This is a genomic window from Lysobacter fragariae (genome assembly GCF_054779775.1).
Genome location: NZ_BAAGXP010000006.1, coordinates 330,583 through 344,325, shown reverse-complemented (window position 1 = coordinate 344,325; position 13,743 = coordinate 330,583). Strand labels below are relative to the sequence as shown.

The 13,743-nt window shown below is 65.3% G+C and carries 6 protein-coding genes; all 6 read right to left on the bottom strand.

Annotation, left to right across the window (positions count from 1 at the left end; genetic code table 11):
* Nucleotides 1–25: 25 nt before the first annotated feature.
* The 6 genes from ACYVD7_RS07550 to zipA all read right to left on the bottom strand — a co-directional run bounded on the left by ACYVD7_RS07550 (nucleotide 26) and on the right by zipA (nucleotide 13,719).
* On the bottom strand, nucleotides 26–4,963 hold the full coding sequence (locus tag ACYVD7_RS07550; protein WP_460761865.1) for an alpha-2-macroglobulin family protein: 4,938 nt from the start codon (nucleotides 4,961–4,963) through the stop codon (nucleotides 26–28).
* A gap of 290 nt (nucleotides 4,964–5,253) precedes the next feature.
* On the bottom strand, nucleotides 5,254–7,917 hold the full coding sequence (gene gyrA, locus ACYVD7_RS07545; protein WP_460761140.1) for a DNA gyrase subunit A: 2,664 nt from the start codon (nucleotides 7,915–7,917) through the stop codon (nucleotides 5,254–5,256).
* Nucleotides 7,918–8,264: 347 nt separating this feature from the next.
* The gene (mtnA, locus tag ACYVD7_RS07540) at nucleotides 8,265–9,323 is read right to left on the bottom strand and encodes an S-methyl-5-thioribose-1-phosphate isomerase (protein ID WP_460761138.1); all 1,059 of its coding nucleotides are present in this window, start codon (nucleotides 9,321–9,323) and stop codon (nucleotides 8,265–8,267) included.
* Nucleotides 9,324–9,571: 248 nt separating this feature from the next.
* A complete protein-coding gene (epmA, locus tag ACYVD7_RS07535; RefSeq protein WP_460761135.1) occupies nucleotides 9,572–10,549 on the bottom strand; it encodes an EF-P lysine aminoacylase EpmA in 978 nt (325 codons plus the stop codon).
* Between the two features lie 82 nt (nucleotides 10,550–10,631).
* Complete coding sequence (gene ligA, locus ACYVD7_RS07530; RefSeq protein ID WP_460761133.1) at nucleotides 10,632–12,722, bottom strand: NAD-dependent DNA ligase LigA; 2,091 nt, start codon at nucleotides 12,720–12,722, stop codon at nucleotides 10,632–10,634.
* 190 nt (nucleotides 12,723–12,912) lie between these two features.
* On the bottom strand, nucleotides 12,913–13,719 hold the full coding sequence (gene zipA, locus ACYVD7_RS07525) for a cell division protein ZipA (protein ID WP_460761130.1): 807 nt from the start codon (nucleotides 13,717–13,719) through the stop codon (nucleotides 12,913–12,915).
* Nucleotides 13,720–13,743: the final 24 nt, after the last annotated feature.

Sequence of the window (13,743 nt, the reverse complement as noted above, 5' to 3'; positions counted from 1 at the left end):
GCACCGGATTTTCTTTTTCCTGCGATTACCGCCCGGGCTGCTTCACCGTCAGCGTGGCCGGACTGGCCTTGCCAACGCCGCGCAGGTCGGGGCGATACATGTCCTCCACCAGCGATGGCGGCACGGTGTAGGTGCCCGGGGTTACCGCACGCACCAGGTAGAACAGCCGCGCCGTGTCGTACGTGCTGAGCTTGAGCGCAGCGACGTAGCGGTCGTCGCGGTATTCCTCATGGCGGACTTCGGCGGCTTCGTCGCGGTCGGCGATCTCGATGCCATCCACCACCACGCCCGCCCACTGCTTGGCGTCGCCGAGGTTGAAGTTCTCGATCTCAAGGCCGGCAGGCAACAGGTCGGTCACCAGCGCATCGGGCATATCGACGCTGCTCTTGATGCTGAGCTGCACGATCAGGCTGTCGCCCTCCTCCAGCGTGCCGCCGCTCCAGGCCGAACCGTCGGTGTTGTAGTACTTGCGCGTGACGGTAAGCGTCGAGGTATCCGGCTCGGGCGCACTGCGCGGCACGCCCGCGACTTCCAGGCTGGCGTACAGCGGCGTCGCACCCTGTGGCGTGAAGCTGACACCACGGGAAATCGCCTCGATGTCGAACAGGCGGCCGACAAACCGCGCCGCCGACGCATCAGAGGTATCCGCGCCCACCTTCCACTGGCCGGATACCAGCTTGCCCTGGTCCGCCATCAGCGCCTTGCCCAGTCGCGCCAATGCGACCTGCTCCTGCGTGCTCAGCCAGAACCAGCGCTGCTTGCGGCGGACATCCAGTTCGCGACCCAGTGCCACGACACGGGAGTCGAACTCCGGTTTGTCGTAACCACGCTCGTGGACCAGCGCGACCATCAATGCATCGTCGCGGATGCGGCTGCCGTAATCGCCCAGGTAATGCGGACGATCTTTCTCGTCGAACGCGAAACCCGCTGCGATCGCTTTGGCACCGCGGTTCTTGTCGCCCTGTATCGACAACGCAAGACCGAGGTGCACGAGCGGCAGCCCGGTCAGGGTCTGCTTGCGGCTGTTGTCGTACAACGCGCGCAGCGTGCCCAGCGGCGCCCGATTGACGCGCGCCAGCACGTAACCGGCGTGCGCCTGGTAAGCGAACTTGAGGTGATCGCGATGGTCGGAGCCATAGAACGGCGCGCCACCGGCGAGCAGGTCCTCGTTGAGCGCCTTCAGCGCCTTCTGCAGCATGGTGTCCGGCACGGCAAAGCCGGCGTCGCGCGCATCCAGCAGGAACTCGACGATGTAAGGCGTGAGCCCCTGGTTGATGTAGTCGCCGTCGCCCCACATCGAGAAGTGGCCCGAGCTGACCTGCATCGACGCCAACCGGCCGAACGCGCCTTCCATGCGCTCCCGACGCTGCTTGTCGCCAAGTCCGGTCACGCCGAGCATCTTCGCGGTGGCCTCGTCGAGTTCCAGCGCGGCGTAGCCCTTGCTGGTGGTCTGTTCGGCGCAACCGTAGGGATAGCGCAGTGCGTCTTCCAGCGCGGCAGCAAAGGGAATCGGCGGCAGCGCACTGACCACCATGCGTGCGTTCACCGAGTTCGACATCAGCCCGTCGACCAGATCACCATCCAGCTGGATCGCGGCGAGGTCGTTGAGCACCTTCGTGCGCGAGCGCATGACCTGCGGCCACGCCGGACGTACCGGCACGTCGTACTTGCGGTCGACCTTGAAGCCGTTGCCATCCACGCGGACACGGACCTGCGCGGTGCTGTAGCCCTCTTTCGCCACCAGCGGGAAGGTGTAGGTGGTCTTGCCTTCGACAGCGAGCTTCGCGGTGCGCGTGCCGTCGGCAAGCGACAGCGGGCCAATACCGACCACGTTCACCTTGAATTCGCCCGGCTTGCCGGTGAAGTTCTGCAGGTCCAGCGTCACACTGCTGCGGTCGCCGGGCGCGAGCACGCGCGGGAGGCTGGCTTCGGCCAGCACCGGTGCGCGGACGATGGTCTCATTGTCCTTGCTGCCGTACTTGCCGCCCGAATACACCAGCGCCGACACACGCAGCGTGCCGTTGAAGTCGGGGACGGGCAGGCTCACCTTGGCCAGGCCCTTCGCGTCCAGCTTCACCGGACCGCTGAACAGATCCACCGTCTGCACGCGCGAGGTCGGACGACGCGCCTGCGGTAGTGCTTCCAGCGCGGCGTCGCCGCCGAAGCGGATCTTCGCCGTACCACCGTCGAAACTCTCGATCACGCGGCCGTACACGTCGTATGCATCCACACCGAGACGGCGCTGGGCAAAGAAATGCGCAGCGGCATCCGGCACCGGGAAGCGCGTGATGTTGATGATGCCGACGTCCACCGCGGACACGGTGACGTACGCATCCTGGCCCGCCAGCTCCGGCGCGCTCACCACCACCGGAAGGTCGCGCTCGGGTCGCATCAATTTGGGAACAGCGACGCCCACGGCCACCTTGCGATCGCGCCGATCCATCGGCACGTGCGCGATACCGACCGCGCGCGCCGGCGTGATCTTGCTCGGCGCAGTGCCGCCGCGGAAGATCACTGCGGAAATGTAGACGTCATGGCGTTCCCAGTCCTTCGTCACGGGAATTTCGAACGTACTGCCCGCCTTCGCCTCGATGTCCTGCACGTAGAGCATGTGGTCGCTTTCGACCATCAGCAGGCCCTTGCCGGCATGCGGCGGCGTGAGGGTGACCTTGACCACGTCACCGGTGCGATAGCCGGTCTTGTCGAGCGCGAGCTTGACCTTGTCAGGACGCGCATCGAGGCCACGGTTCTCGTCGCTCCAGCTCCAGCCCGCCGTGAACGGATAGCGCGTGGTGAGCTTCGTCGCCGGATCGAACACGTCCAGGCGGTACTCGCCCCACTCCACCGGGAAATTCAGCTTGACCGGCGATCCGTCGAAGTCGATCACGCGGGTGGTGATGTCCTCGTAGCGGCTGTTGTAGTCGTAGTCCCAGCCGCCGTCGTCGTTCCAGTTCCAGTGGTAGTCGCGGTGTTCGCGGACGAGATTGACGCGCAGGCCCTTGCCCGGACGCGGCTTGCCATCGGCGCCATAGCGGCCGAGTTCGAAGCCCGCATCCGCGTCGGCATCCGCGCCTTCCTTGTCGTCGAACAGCGGACGCACGCCGACGAGTTCGCCCGCAGGCCACAGCACGCGCTTGAGGCTGCGGTTGACGCTGCGGCCACCGGTCTCGAACACGCTGCCAGTGACTATCGCCGCGATGGTGCTGGTCGGCTTGGCTTCTTCGGGCAGCGCGATGTCCTCCTCCAGCTTGCCGTCCGCGTCCAGCGACGTGTCGATGACGTCCTTGGCTTCCTTCGGCAACTTCAGCGTGGGATCACCAAAGAACCAGCCCGGCAGCTGCTCGAGCGGATGCTGCTCGACCGCCACCGCGAGCTTGGCGGTAAAGCGGTTCGACGCAGCCGGCGCGCCGTAGAGATAGGCGCCCGTCGCCTGCAGGTGCACGGCTTCACCCGGCTTGATGACGTCCTGCGCAGCGAGATCGAGCTTCATGCGCTCCGGCAGGAATTCCTCGATGCGCAGCGTCATGCCCTGCACGGCGTCCTTGCTCGCCGGATCGGTGCGGAATTCCACCCGCCAGCGGCCGGTGGGCGCGTCGACCGGAACTACCTGCTGGTGGCGGACATAACCCTGCGGATCGGGCTGCAACTTGGTTTCCAGGAAGGTCTTGCCGTCGGGCTGCACATAGCGCACGAACACGGGCTGCAATCCGCTCTTGCCCTTCGCAGCGATCGGCAAACCGTCCTGGTCGCGCAGCAGCGCGGACAGGCGGACGGTTTCGCCGGGGCGATAGAGGTCGCGACCCGACCATGCGAAAACGTCGAACCACGCCTGCTCACGACCGGCCACGGCGAATTCGGACAGGTCCAGCGCCGGCTGGTTGAACGGCAGCATCGACACGTCGCTGCCCTTCTGCGCGATCAGCACATGGGCGGCGTCGAGCTTGTAATCGAGCATCGCGTTGCCGTTGCGGTCGACGCTGGCCTTGATCACCGGCTCGCCGTCGCCGTTGAGTACCTTCAGCTCGACGCCGCTGACGGCCGCGCCGGTTTCAAGCGACGCGGCATGGACGAACAGCTTGTCCTTGTAGGCGCGCGTGTGCAGGCCCAGGTCGCTCACGGTGAAGAAAGCGGTATCGAACTGATCCTTGAACGTGCCGGTGCGCTTCATCACCGCGAAGTACAGGCCTGGTTCCTGCAGTTCCTTGATGTCCTGCAGCGGCAGGTAAGTCAGCACGCGCTCGTTCTTCTTGCCACCCAGCACGAAGCGGTTGACGTAGACCGGCTCAGCCATCTTGGAGAGCGGCGTGCGGATGTGTTCGGTGCCGTCGTCGTCGTCCCAGGAGTAGTCGCGCTCCAGGTCCCAGCCGCTGCGGCGACCGCCACGCTGGTATTCGGCGAAGAAGCGGGGAAGGTCCTTCTCCTTCACGTGCAGGAACTCGACGTCGACTTCCGGCACGTTGATCGACACTACCGGCAGGCCGCGGCTCTCGCGTGCCGGCAGCACGCTGCCCTGCGAAGCGAAGCCGACGACCGGATCCAGCGGCCCGGTGTAGACACTGCGGCGCTCCTCGCGGCCGAGGCGGTTGCCGTCGGCGGCGGTCAGGCCCGCGCGCAGGATGACGATGTAGTCCTTGCTGGCTTCCACGTGCGGGAAGCGCAGGACCTTGCCTTCGTCGTCGCCCTTGTCGTCCAGCACCCAGCTGCCCTTGACCGGTGCGCCTTCCTTGTCGGTGACGGAAATCAGCGAGTCGAATTCCTGCGTGCCGACCAGCGGCCGGCTGAACTCCAGGGCGATGGCGAGTTCGTCGTCCTCATCCTGGTCGGGATAGGCGGCAACCAGGCCGAAGCCCTTCACCGCTTCACGCTTGACCACGATCTTCTCGCCGGTGACCTCCGGCAGCTGGCCGTCGGCGTCGCGCTTGCAGCCACCCAGCGGCAGTGTCAGCGCAAGCGCAAGCACCATAAAGATCAGCCCGCACAACAGGCGGGCCGTAACGGTTCCATCCAGCGGGGTACTTCGCTTCATGCGTCTCTCCGTGAGTTTGCGCATGAGCGTATAGAAATTGTGCGGTTCCTCACAGTGGTGATTGCCATTCGCGGGCCTTTGGCCAGTGAACTGCCGGGTAGACATTGCCGCCTGATCCTTCGAGGTAACAACTGGTGGATGAATCGGGCGCCGAGGGCCCGGATCCGCCCCGCGCAAAGAAAAACGCCGCCCGAAGGCGGCGTTTTTCAAGGACGCGCGTGTCGGTTTCAGTGCGGAATACGAGGTTCGTCTTCCGGACCGGACAACGTCGTTGTCTCGCCTTCAGGCAATTCGCCGTCCTCGTCCAGCGACGCATCCAGACGCTCGATCGCCTGCAGCGTTTCGTCGGCCGCCAGTCGCATCAAAGTGACGCCCTGGGTGTTGCGGCTGACCTGCGAGATCTCCGCCGCACGGGTACGAACCAGCGTGCCGCCGTCGGAAATCAGCAGGACTTCGTGGTGGTCCGACAGCTGCACCGCACCGACCAGCAGGCCGTTGCGCTCGGTGGTCTTGAGCGCGATCACGCCCTGGGTGCCGCGGCTCTTGCACGGGTACTCATCGACCGGCGTGCGCTTGCCGTAGCCGCGTTCGCTGGCGGTGAGGATGTCACCGTCGCCGTCGACCACTATCAGGCTGACGACCTTGGCGCCGCCAGTGAGCACCGGCTCGTCGCCACCCTCGCCTTCGCCATCGCCCTCCACTTCGCCTGCCGCCAGACGGATGCCGCGCACGCCGGTGGCGGTTCGGCCCATCGAGCGGACCTCGCTCTCGGCGAAACGCACGGCTTTGCCGTTGCTGGCGAACAGCATGATGTTGCGAGTGCCGTCGGTAAGTTCGGCATTGACCAGCGCGTCGCCCTCGTCGAGGTTGATCGCGATCTTGCCCTTCTGCAGGCGGAAGGCGAACTCGGTGAGCGGGGTCTTCTTGACCGTGCCGTTGCGGGTCGCGAAGAAGACGAACTTGCCTTCCTCGTACTCGCGCACCGGGACCACGGCCTGGACCTGTTCGCCGGCTTCCAGCGGGATCCAGTTGATGATCGGGCGGCCGCGCGCATTCGGACCGGCGTCCGGCAGCTGGTGCACGGACAGCCAGAACACGCGACCGGAACTGGTGAAGGTCAGCAGCGTGTCGTGCGTGTTGACCAGCCACAGCTTGTCGATGAAGTCCTCGTCCTTGGTCGCCGCGGCGCTACGGCCCCGGCCACCGCGCTTCTGCGCACGGTAGGCGCTGACCGGCTGGCGCTTGGCGTAGCCGGAGTGCGACAGGGTGACGACCACGTCTTCCGGCGCGATCAGGTCGAGGATGTCGAGATCTTCCTCGCTGGCACGGATCTCGGAGCGGCGCGCGTCGTTGAATTCTTCCTTGAGGTTGCGCAGCTCGGTACGGATCACTTCGAGCAGCACGGCCGGGTTCTCGAGGATCTCGATCAGGCCGCGGATGGTCTCGAGCAGCTGCTTGTATTCCTCGGTGAGCTTGTCCTGCTCCAGCCCGGTCAGGCGGTGCAGGCGCATTTCGAGGATCTGCTGGGCCTGGACTTCGGTGAGCTGGTAGCGGCCGTCGATCAGGCCGACGCCGTTGGGCAGGTCTTCCGGACGCGAGGCTTCCGCGCCCGTCGCCGCCAGCAGCGCGCCGACGAGACCTGCTTCCCACGTGCGCGCCAGCATGCGGTCGCGCGCTTCGTTCGGATTCGCCGAGGTCTTGATCAGCTCGATCATCTCGTCGATGTTGGCGAGCGCGACCGTCAGGCCTTCCAGGATGTGCGCGCGGGCACGGGCCTTGCGCAGTTCGAAGATGGTGCGGCGGGTGACGACTTCGCGACGGTGGCGCACGAAGGCTTCGAGTATCTGCTTGAGGTTCAGCAGCTGCGGGCGGCCATCGACCAGCGCCACCATGTTGATACCGAACACCGACTCCATCTGCGTCTGCTGATAGAGGTTGTTGAGCACCACTTCGGCGGATTCGCCGCGCTTGACCTCGATGAAGATGCGCATGCCATCCTTGTCGGACTCGTCGCGCAGCTCGCTGATGCCCTCGAGCTTCTTTTCCTTCACCAGCTCGGCGATCTTCTCGATCAGGCGAGCCTTGTTGACCTGATACGGGATCTCGGTCACCGCGATGGCTTCGCGGCCGGTGTCCTCATTCACTTCGATGTCGGCCTTGGCGCGCATGCGCACGCGGCCGCGACCGGTGCGGTAGGCGAGCTGGATGCCGCCGACGCCGTTGATGATGCCCGCGGTCGGGAAGTCCGGACCGGGGATGTACTGCATCAGGCCGTCGATATCGATCGCAGGGTCGTCGATCAGCGCAATCGTCGCATCGACTACCTCACCAAGGTTGTGAGGCGGAATGTTCGTCGCCATGCCAACCGCGATGCCGGCGGAACCGTTGACGAGCAGGTTCGGCACCCGGGTCGGCATGACCGTGGGTTCGAGTTCCTTTTCGTCGTAATTGGGCTGGAAATCGACGGTTTCCTTGTCGATATCCGCCATCAGCTCGTGCGAGAGGCGCGACATGCGCGCTTCGGTGTAACGCATCGCCGCGGCGGAGTCGCCGTCGATCGAACCGAAGTTGCCCTGCCCGTCGACCAGCATGTAGCGCAGCGAGAACGGCTGCGCCATGCGCACCAGCGTGTCGTACACCGCGGTGTCGCCGTGCGGGTGGTACTTACCGATGACGTCACCGACGATACGCGCCGATTTGAAGTACGGCTTGTTGCTGTGCGCACCGAGCTCATGCATCGCGAACAGGACGCGGCGATGCACGGGCTTGAGACCATCGCGGACATCGGGAAGCGCGCGTCCCACGATCACGCTCATCGCGTAATCCAGGTAGCTGCGGCGCATCTCGTCTTCGAGATTGACCGGGATGATTTCCTTGGCGAGATCTGCCATTCACAGGTTCCGTTCAGTGCGTTTGCATCGGACCGCACCTGATGGAAGCGATAGGCAAAACCATGCCCGAGCGGGCGTGATTTGCGGCTCGCTCAGGGCGGCTTCAAAAGACGTGAAATCGTAGCACGAAACGGGGGTGTACTGCACCCCGATTCCCACGCAGAAACAAGCACTTACGAACTGTTTTTGGCGTTATTCGTAGCCTTGGTGTCGCGAGCGGCTTTTGGGCATCTCAAGGCACGCTCCGGGCGAAGGCTCCAAAGCTTCGCTGGGCGGGTCCTGACCCGCCGGCTCCCGGTTCCGGGGACGCATGGAAATGGCGGTTCAAGACCCGCCCTACGCGGCTATCAGGAACCGAAAGCGGCCTTCATGGCGGCTTCGTCCGGCCGCTCGATCACGCCCTTCTCGGTCACGATCGCATCGATCAGGTCGTGCGGGGTGACGTCGAAGACCGGGTTCCAGGCGCCGATGTCGTGGGCCGCGGTGCGCACGCCGCCGATGGCGAACATCTCGCCCGGGTCGCGCTCCTCGATGTGGATGGCGTCGCCCGAAGGCGTGGCCATGTCGACCGTGGACGACGGCGCCGCGACCATGAACTTGACGCCGTGGTGGCGCGCGGCAATCGCCAGCTGATAGGTGCCGATCTTGTTGGCGGTGTCGCCGTTGGCGCAGATGCGATCCGCGCCCACGACCACCCACTGCACCGCACCGGTCTTCATCAGGTGTGAAGCCGCGGAATCGGCGATCAACGTTGGTTGGATGCCGTCCTGTTGCAGTTCCCACACGGTCAGGCGTGCGCCCTGCAGCCACGGGCGGGTCTCGCCGGCGTAGACGCGACCGATGCGGCCCTGCGCGACACCGGCGCGAATGACGCCGAGTGCGGTGCCGAAGCCCGCGGTCGCCAGCGATCCGGTGTTGCAGTGGGTCAGCACTCCGCTATCCGGCGCGATCAAGGCAGCGCCCAGCGCGCCCATGCGACGGTTGGCGGCGAGGTCTTCGTCGTTGATCGCCTGGGCTTCACGGGCGATCACATCGCGCCAGTCCGGCCCGGACGTACCCAGCACGCGGCGCATGCGCGCCAGTGCCCAGGCGAGGTTCACTGCGGTCGGGCGCGCGTCGTTGAGCCGCTGCATGGGTGGTTCGAGCTTGTGTGCGGCTTCCGCACCATCCGCAGCTTCGATCGTCATTCCCGCCAGCACCACGCCCCATGCTGCGGCGATGCCGATGGCCGGCGCGCCGCGCACCGTGAGCGAATGGATCGCGGCGGCGACTTCGTCACTGGTTTCGCAGCGTACGTACTGGACCTCGAAGGGCAGCCTGCGCTGGTCCAGGAGCTCCAGGGCGCTACCCGTCCAGCGGATGGGACGGATGCGGTCGTAGCGGTCGAAGTCGAAAGTGTCGTTCATGGGGGAATTCTAGCTGCTTCGGTGGTTGGCTCGGCCCGGCCCACTGTGAAACCAGGGCACGAAGATTGTCGAAGCCGCGCCGGCGGCCGGCGGTGAACCACGATCCGCTCATCGAATGGATGCAGCAAGCCGATTCCGCCACATCCCGGATGACAGCCGACGTATGCTCGGCACGCTCCCATCACCCACTTGCCTCGCCGAAAAAGCGATGCAAAAGCGTATCTAGCAGAGCTCGACTCCAAAGAGGGTCAGGCACGGCTGAAATCGAACGCCAGCACGTCCGCAATACGTGTCGTCCCGAGCATCGCCATCATCAGCCGATCGACACCCAATGCCACGCCGGCGCATTCGGGAAAGCCAGCCGCCAGTGCCGAGAGCAGATTTTCGTCGCGCGGTGACCGCAAATCTCCACGCTCCGCGCGTCGTTGCAGGTCGCGATCGAAACGCGTGCCCTGCTCCACCGCATCGGTGAGTTCGTGATAGCCGTTTGCGAGTTCCAGCGGGCCCAGATAGAGCTCGAAGCGCTCGGCTACCGGCACGCCATCGGCATTCTGCCGGATGCGCGCCAGTGCACATTGCGAGGCCGGATAGTCGTACAGCGCGAGCAACTGGTTCGCCGGAAAGGCTGGCTGCAGGCGGTGGGTCATCAGCAGGTCCAGCCAGTCGTCGCGCGTCAATCCTTCGGGATCGATCTGCACGTCGCCCAGCGCGGCACGAAGGTCGTGCATGCTGCTGGTTTCCGGATCGATCCCCAACTCGCGGCGATACAGCTCGTGGTAGCTCACCAGCGTCAACTCCGCGTGGCGTTCGACCAGCGCGAGCGCGGCATTCACCAACGCTGCCGTTTCCTCGATCAGCGTCCGATGATTCCAACCGAGCCGATACCACTCCAGCATCGTGAATTCGGGATTGTGACGGCCGCCAGCTTCGCCATCGCGGAACACGCGACCCAGCTCGTAGCAATCACCGAAACCGGCCGCCAGCAGTCGCTTGAGTGGATATTCCGGCGACGTACGCAGCCAGCGGGTGCGCGGTGCGCCGTCGGTGCGACCGCTGAACTGCAGCGAGAACGAAGCGATGTTCGGATCGGTGTTACCGGCCAGCGACAGCACCGGCGTTTCTACCTCGGTGACGCTGCGCTGCGCGAAGAATTCACGGATCGTCGCGTTCAGGCGGGCGCGCAGGCGGAGCACGTCCACATTGGCGCTCGGTCGCCAGTCGATCATTGACCGAGCCTTTGACGCGTCAGACCCACCGGCGTCGCCATGCCCGTCTGGACGCGGCATCGCGCCGTAAGCACACGATGCATCACGACGCATTCTCCGCGAGAAAAGCCAGCAGCTTCGCTTCGTCCCAGATTTCCAGGCCCAGTTCCTGCGCCTTGGCCAGTTTGGAGCCTGCGGCCTCACCCGCGACCACAATCGACGTCTTCTTCGACACGCTGCCAGACACCTTGGCACCGAGCGCCTCCAGCTTCGCGCCGGCCTCATCGCGCGACATGGCCGACAAACCGCCTGTCAGCACGACGGTCTTGCCAGTAAGCGGTCCCTCGGCAGCGCGCTGCGGCCCACCTTCGGGCCAATGCACGCCGTTTTCGCGCAGCGCGGCGATTACTTCGCGATTGTGCGGCTCGCTGAAGAAGTGCGCGATGCTGGCGGCAACGATCGGCCCGATATCAGGCACGCCCGTGAGCGCCGCCTCGTCAGCATCCATAATCGGATCCAGCGCACCGAAGTAGCGCGCCAGCCCCTTGGCAGTGCCCTCGCCGGCGTTGCGGATGCCCAGCGCGAACAGCAGCCGCTCCAGTGTCGTATTGCGACTGGCGTCGATGGAGGCGATCAGGTTTTCCGCCCACTTCGTCGCGACCTTGCCCGTTTTTACAGTCTCCGGTGTCGTGCCGTCGCGTTCGTCCGCGCGATGCTTCATCGTCAGGAAATCCTCGAGCGTCAGCTTGTACAGATCGGCAATGCTGTGGACGTAGCCGAAGTCGACCAGTGCTTCGATGAAGCGATCCCCGAGGCCTTCGATGTCCATCGCGCGACGCGACGCGAAATGAATCAGCGCCTGCTTGCGCTGCGCGGGACAGAACAGGCCTCCGGTACAGCGGGTGACCGCCTCGCCTTCCACGCGCTCGACAGCGGAGCCACAGGCCGGGCATGCCGTTGGCATTTCATACGCCGGGTGCGCAGGATTGCCGGCCGCATCGAGCGGACGTCGCTCCTCGATCACGCGCACGACTTCCGGGATCACGTCGCCCGCGCGACGCACGATCACGCTATCACCCACGCGCACATCCAGGCGCGCAATCTGGTCCGCGTTGTGCAGCGTGGCATTGGTAACGACCACGCCGGCCACCTGCACGGGAGCCAGTCGTGCCACCGGCGTCAGCGCGCCGGTGCGGCCGACCTGGACGTCGATGGCCTCGACGGTTGTGGCTTCTTCCTGCGCCGGATACTTGTGCGCGATGGCCCAGCGTGGTGCGCGCGAGACGAAGCCCATGGCGCGCTGCTGGTCGTAACGGTCGAGTTTGTAGACGACACCATCGATGTCATACGGCAGCGAATCGCGCTGCTCGCCCACGCGGCGGAAATAGTCCAGCAGCCCGGCCGCGCCCATCGCCGTGGCGCTGAGCGGACAGACCGGAAGGCCGAATTCACGCAGCTGCGCCAGCGTCTGCGAATGCGTCGGCGGCAATGCGAATCCATCGGTCTCGCCAAGTGAATACGCGAAGAATGCGAGCGGCCGCTGCGCCGTTACGCGCGGATCGAGCTGGCGCAGCGAACCAGCGGCGCCGTTGCGCGGGTTGGCCAGCGTCTTCTCGCCGTTGGTGCGCGCCCATTCGTTGTACTTGTCGAACGCCGCCTTCGGCATGTAGACCTCGCCGCGCACCTCGAGTACTGCGGGGGGCAATTTGCCGCGCAACTTCAGCGGAATTGCCTTCACCGTTCGCAGATTGGTGGTGACATCCTCGCCCGTCGCGCCATCGCCGCGTGTCGCGCCGCGCACGAACACGCCATGCTCATAGCGCAGGCTGATGGCCAGGCCATCCAGCTTCGGCTCAACCGAGAACGCGGGTTCGAAGTCGCCCGTTTCCTTGCCGATGCGCTCGACGAAGTCGCTGACTTCCTCATCGGTGAAGGCGTTGCCTAGCGATAGCATCGGAATCGCGTGTCGGACTTCCGCGAACTTCGCGGAAGGCGCATTGCCGACGCGTTGCGTGGGCGATTGAGGATCGGCTAGTTCGGGGTGCGCGGCTTCGAGCGACTGCAATTCGCGCAGGAGCCGGTCGTACTCGGCATCGGGAATGCTCGGGTCGTCGAGGACGTAATAGCGGTGGTTGGCGTCCTCGAGCTGCTGGCGCAGTTCGGCAATACGGGTGGCGATGGCGCGTTGGGTCACGTGCGTTCCGGCGCTCGGTGTTGCGAGGATTGTAGTGCCGTGTTGCTCGCCACGCTGTCTCTACACGACGGACTCGCCGACACGGACGGGGACACAAAATTGGTCGCAGGTAGATTGGATCACGGGCTATCCGGCGTTGCCGCCGCCATCCCGCTGAAACGAATACGCGGCAACTCCCGCGTATTGCGGACTACCAGCGCGCCGGCCGCGTCATCGGCGGAACTTCACGCTGCCGGTCGTAGGCACGCAGTTCATCGCGGATGTGGGCGATCCGCTGGCGGCTCAGCGCGTTGCGCGAATCATCGAGCACCACGCCATCAAGCAGCTCGGCCATCCGCTGTGCGGTCGGCAGCATGGTTTCCCACGCATCCAGCGCGGCAACGGCCGCCGGCAGGGTAAGGAAGAACGCAATGGCCGGCGTTTCCAGGGCCTGGATGTTGGCCATATCGAAACTGCCCGGCTTCATGATGTTGGCGACACTGAATACCGGGCCACGCTCGTGGTGGTTGTCGACCAGGCGATGGAAGACGCCCATGTGCCCGTAGACCAGTCCGGTTTTTTCAGCGGCGACCACGATGTCTGGTCCGTGCAGTTTCGAACCGGCGCGAGCGGCGAGGTACAGCGTCACGATCTTCTCGAAGGACGGATCGTCGCGCTTGCCCAGGTCGCTGCCTGCAGCGACGGACGTTTCACCATGTGCGGGTTCGAGCCCGAGCTCCGGCTGGCGTTCGCGAGGCTCCATGTCCGGAGCGCCCTCTTCCTCATCAATGCCGGAACCCAGCACCGGCTCCGTCCGAGCCACCCCGGTCCGCCCCGCCCCATTCCGACCTGGCTCCGCGCGACCTGACTCCATGCCGGCGAAGGCATCCGCGATGCTCTCGCGCGGCATGCGCCGGCCCTGCTCCTGCTTGCGCGGGCGACCAAAGAAAATGATCGCTCCGATCAGGATCAGCCCCGCGATGAGGATGCCGATGCGCAGGAGGGTCATGTCGGACATCAGGTGCTCCTAACAGCGGTAATC

Excerpts from the sequence above, each read along its gene's own strand:
- zipA (WP_460761130.1), bottom strand. The coding sequence starts at position 13,719 with ATGTCCGACATGACCCTCCTGCGCATCGGCATCCTCATCGCGGGGCTG.
- gyrA (WP_460761140.1), bottom strand. The coding sequence starts at position 7,917 with ATGGCAGATCTCGCCAAGGAAATCATCCCGGTCAATCTCGAAGACGAG.
- ACYVD7_RS07550 (WP_460761865.1), bottom strand. The coding sequence starts at position 4,963 with ATGGTGCTTGCGCTTGCGCTGACACTGCCGCTGGGTGGCTGCAAGCGC.
- mtnA (WP_460761138.1), bottom strand. The coding sequence starts at position 9,323 with ATGAACGACACTTTCGACTTCGACCGCTACGACCGCATCCGTCCCATC.
- epmA (WP_460761135.1), bottom strand. The coding sequence starts at position 10,549 with ATGATCGACTGGCGACCGAGCGCCAATGTGGACGTGCTCCGCCTGCGC.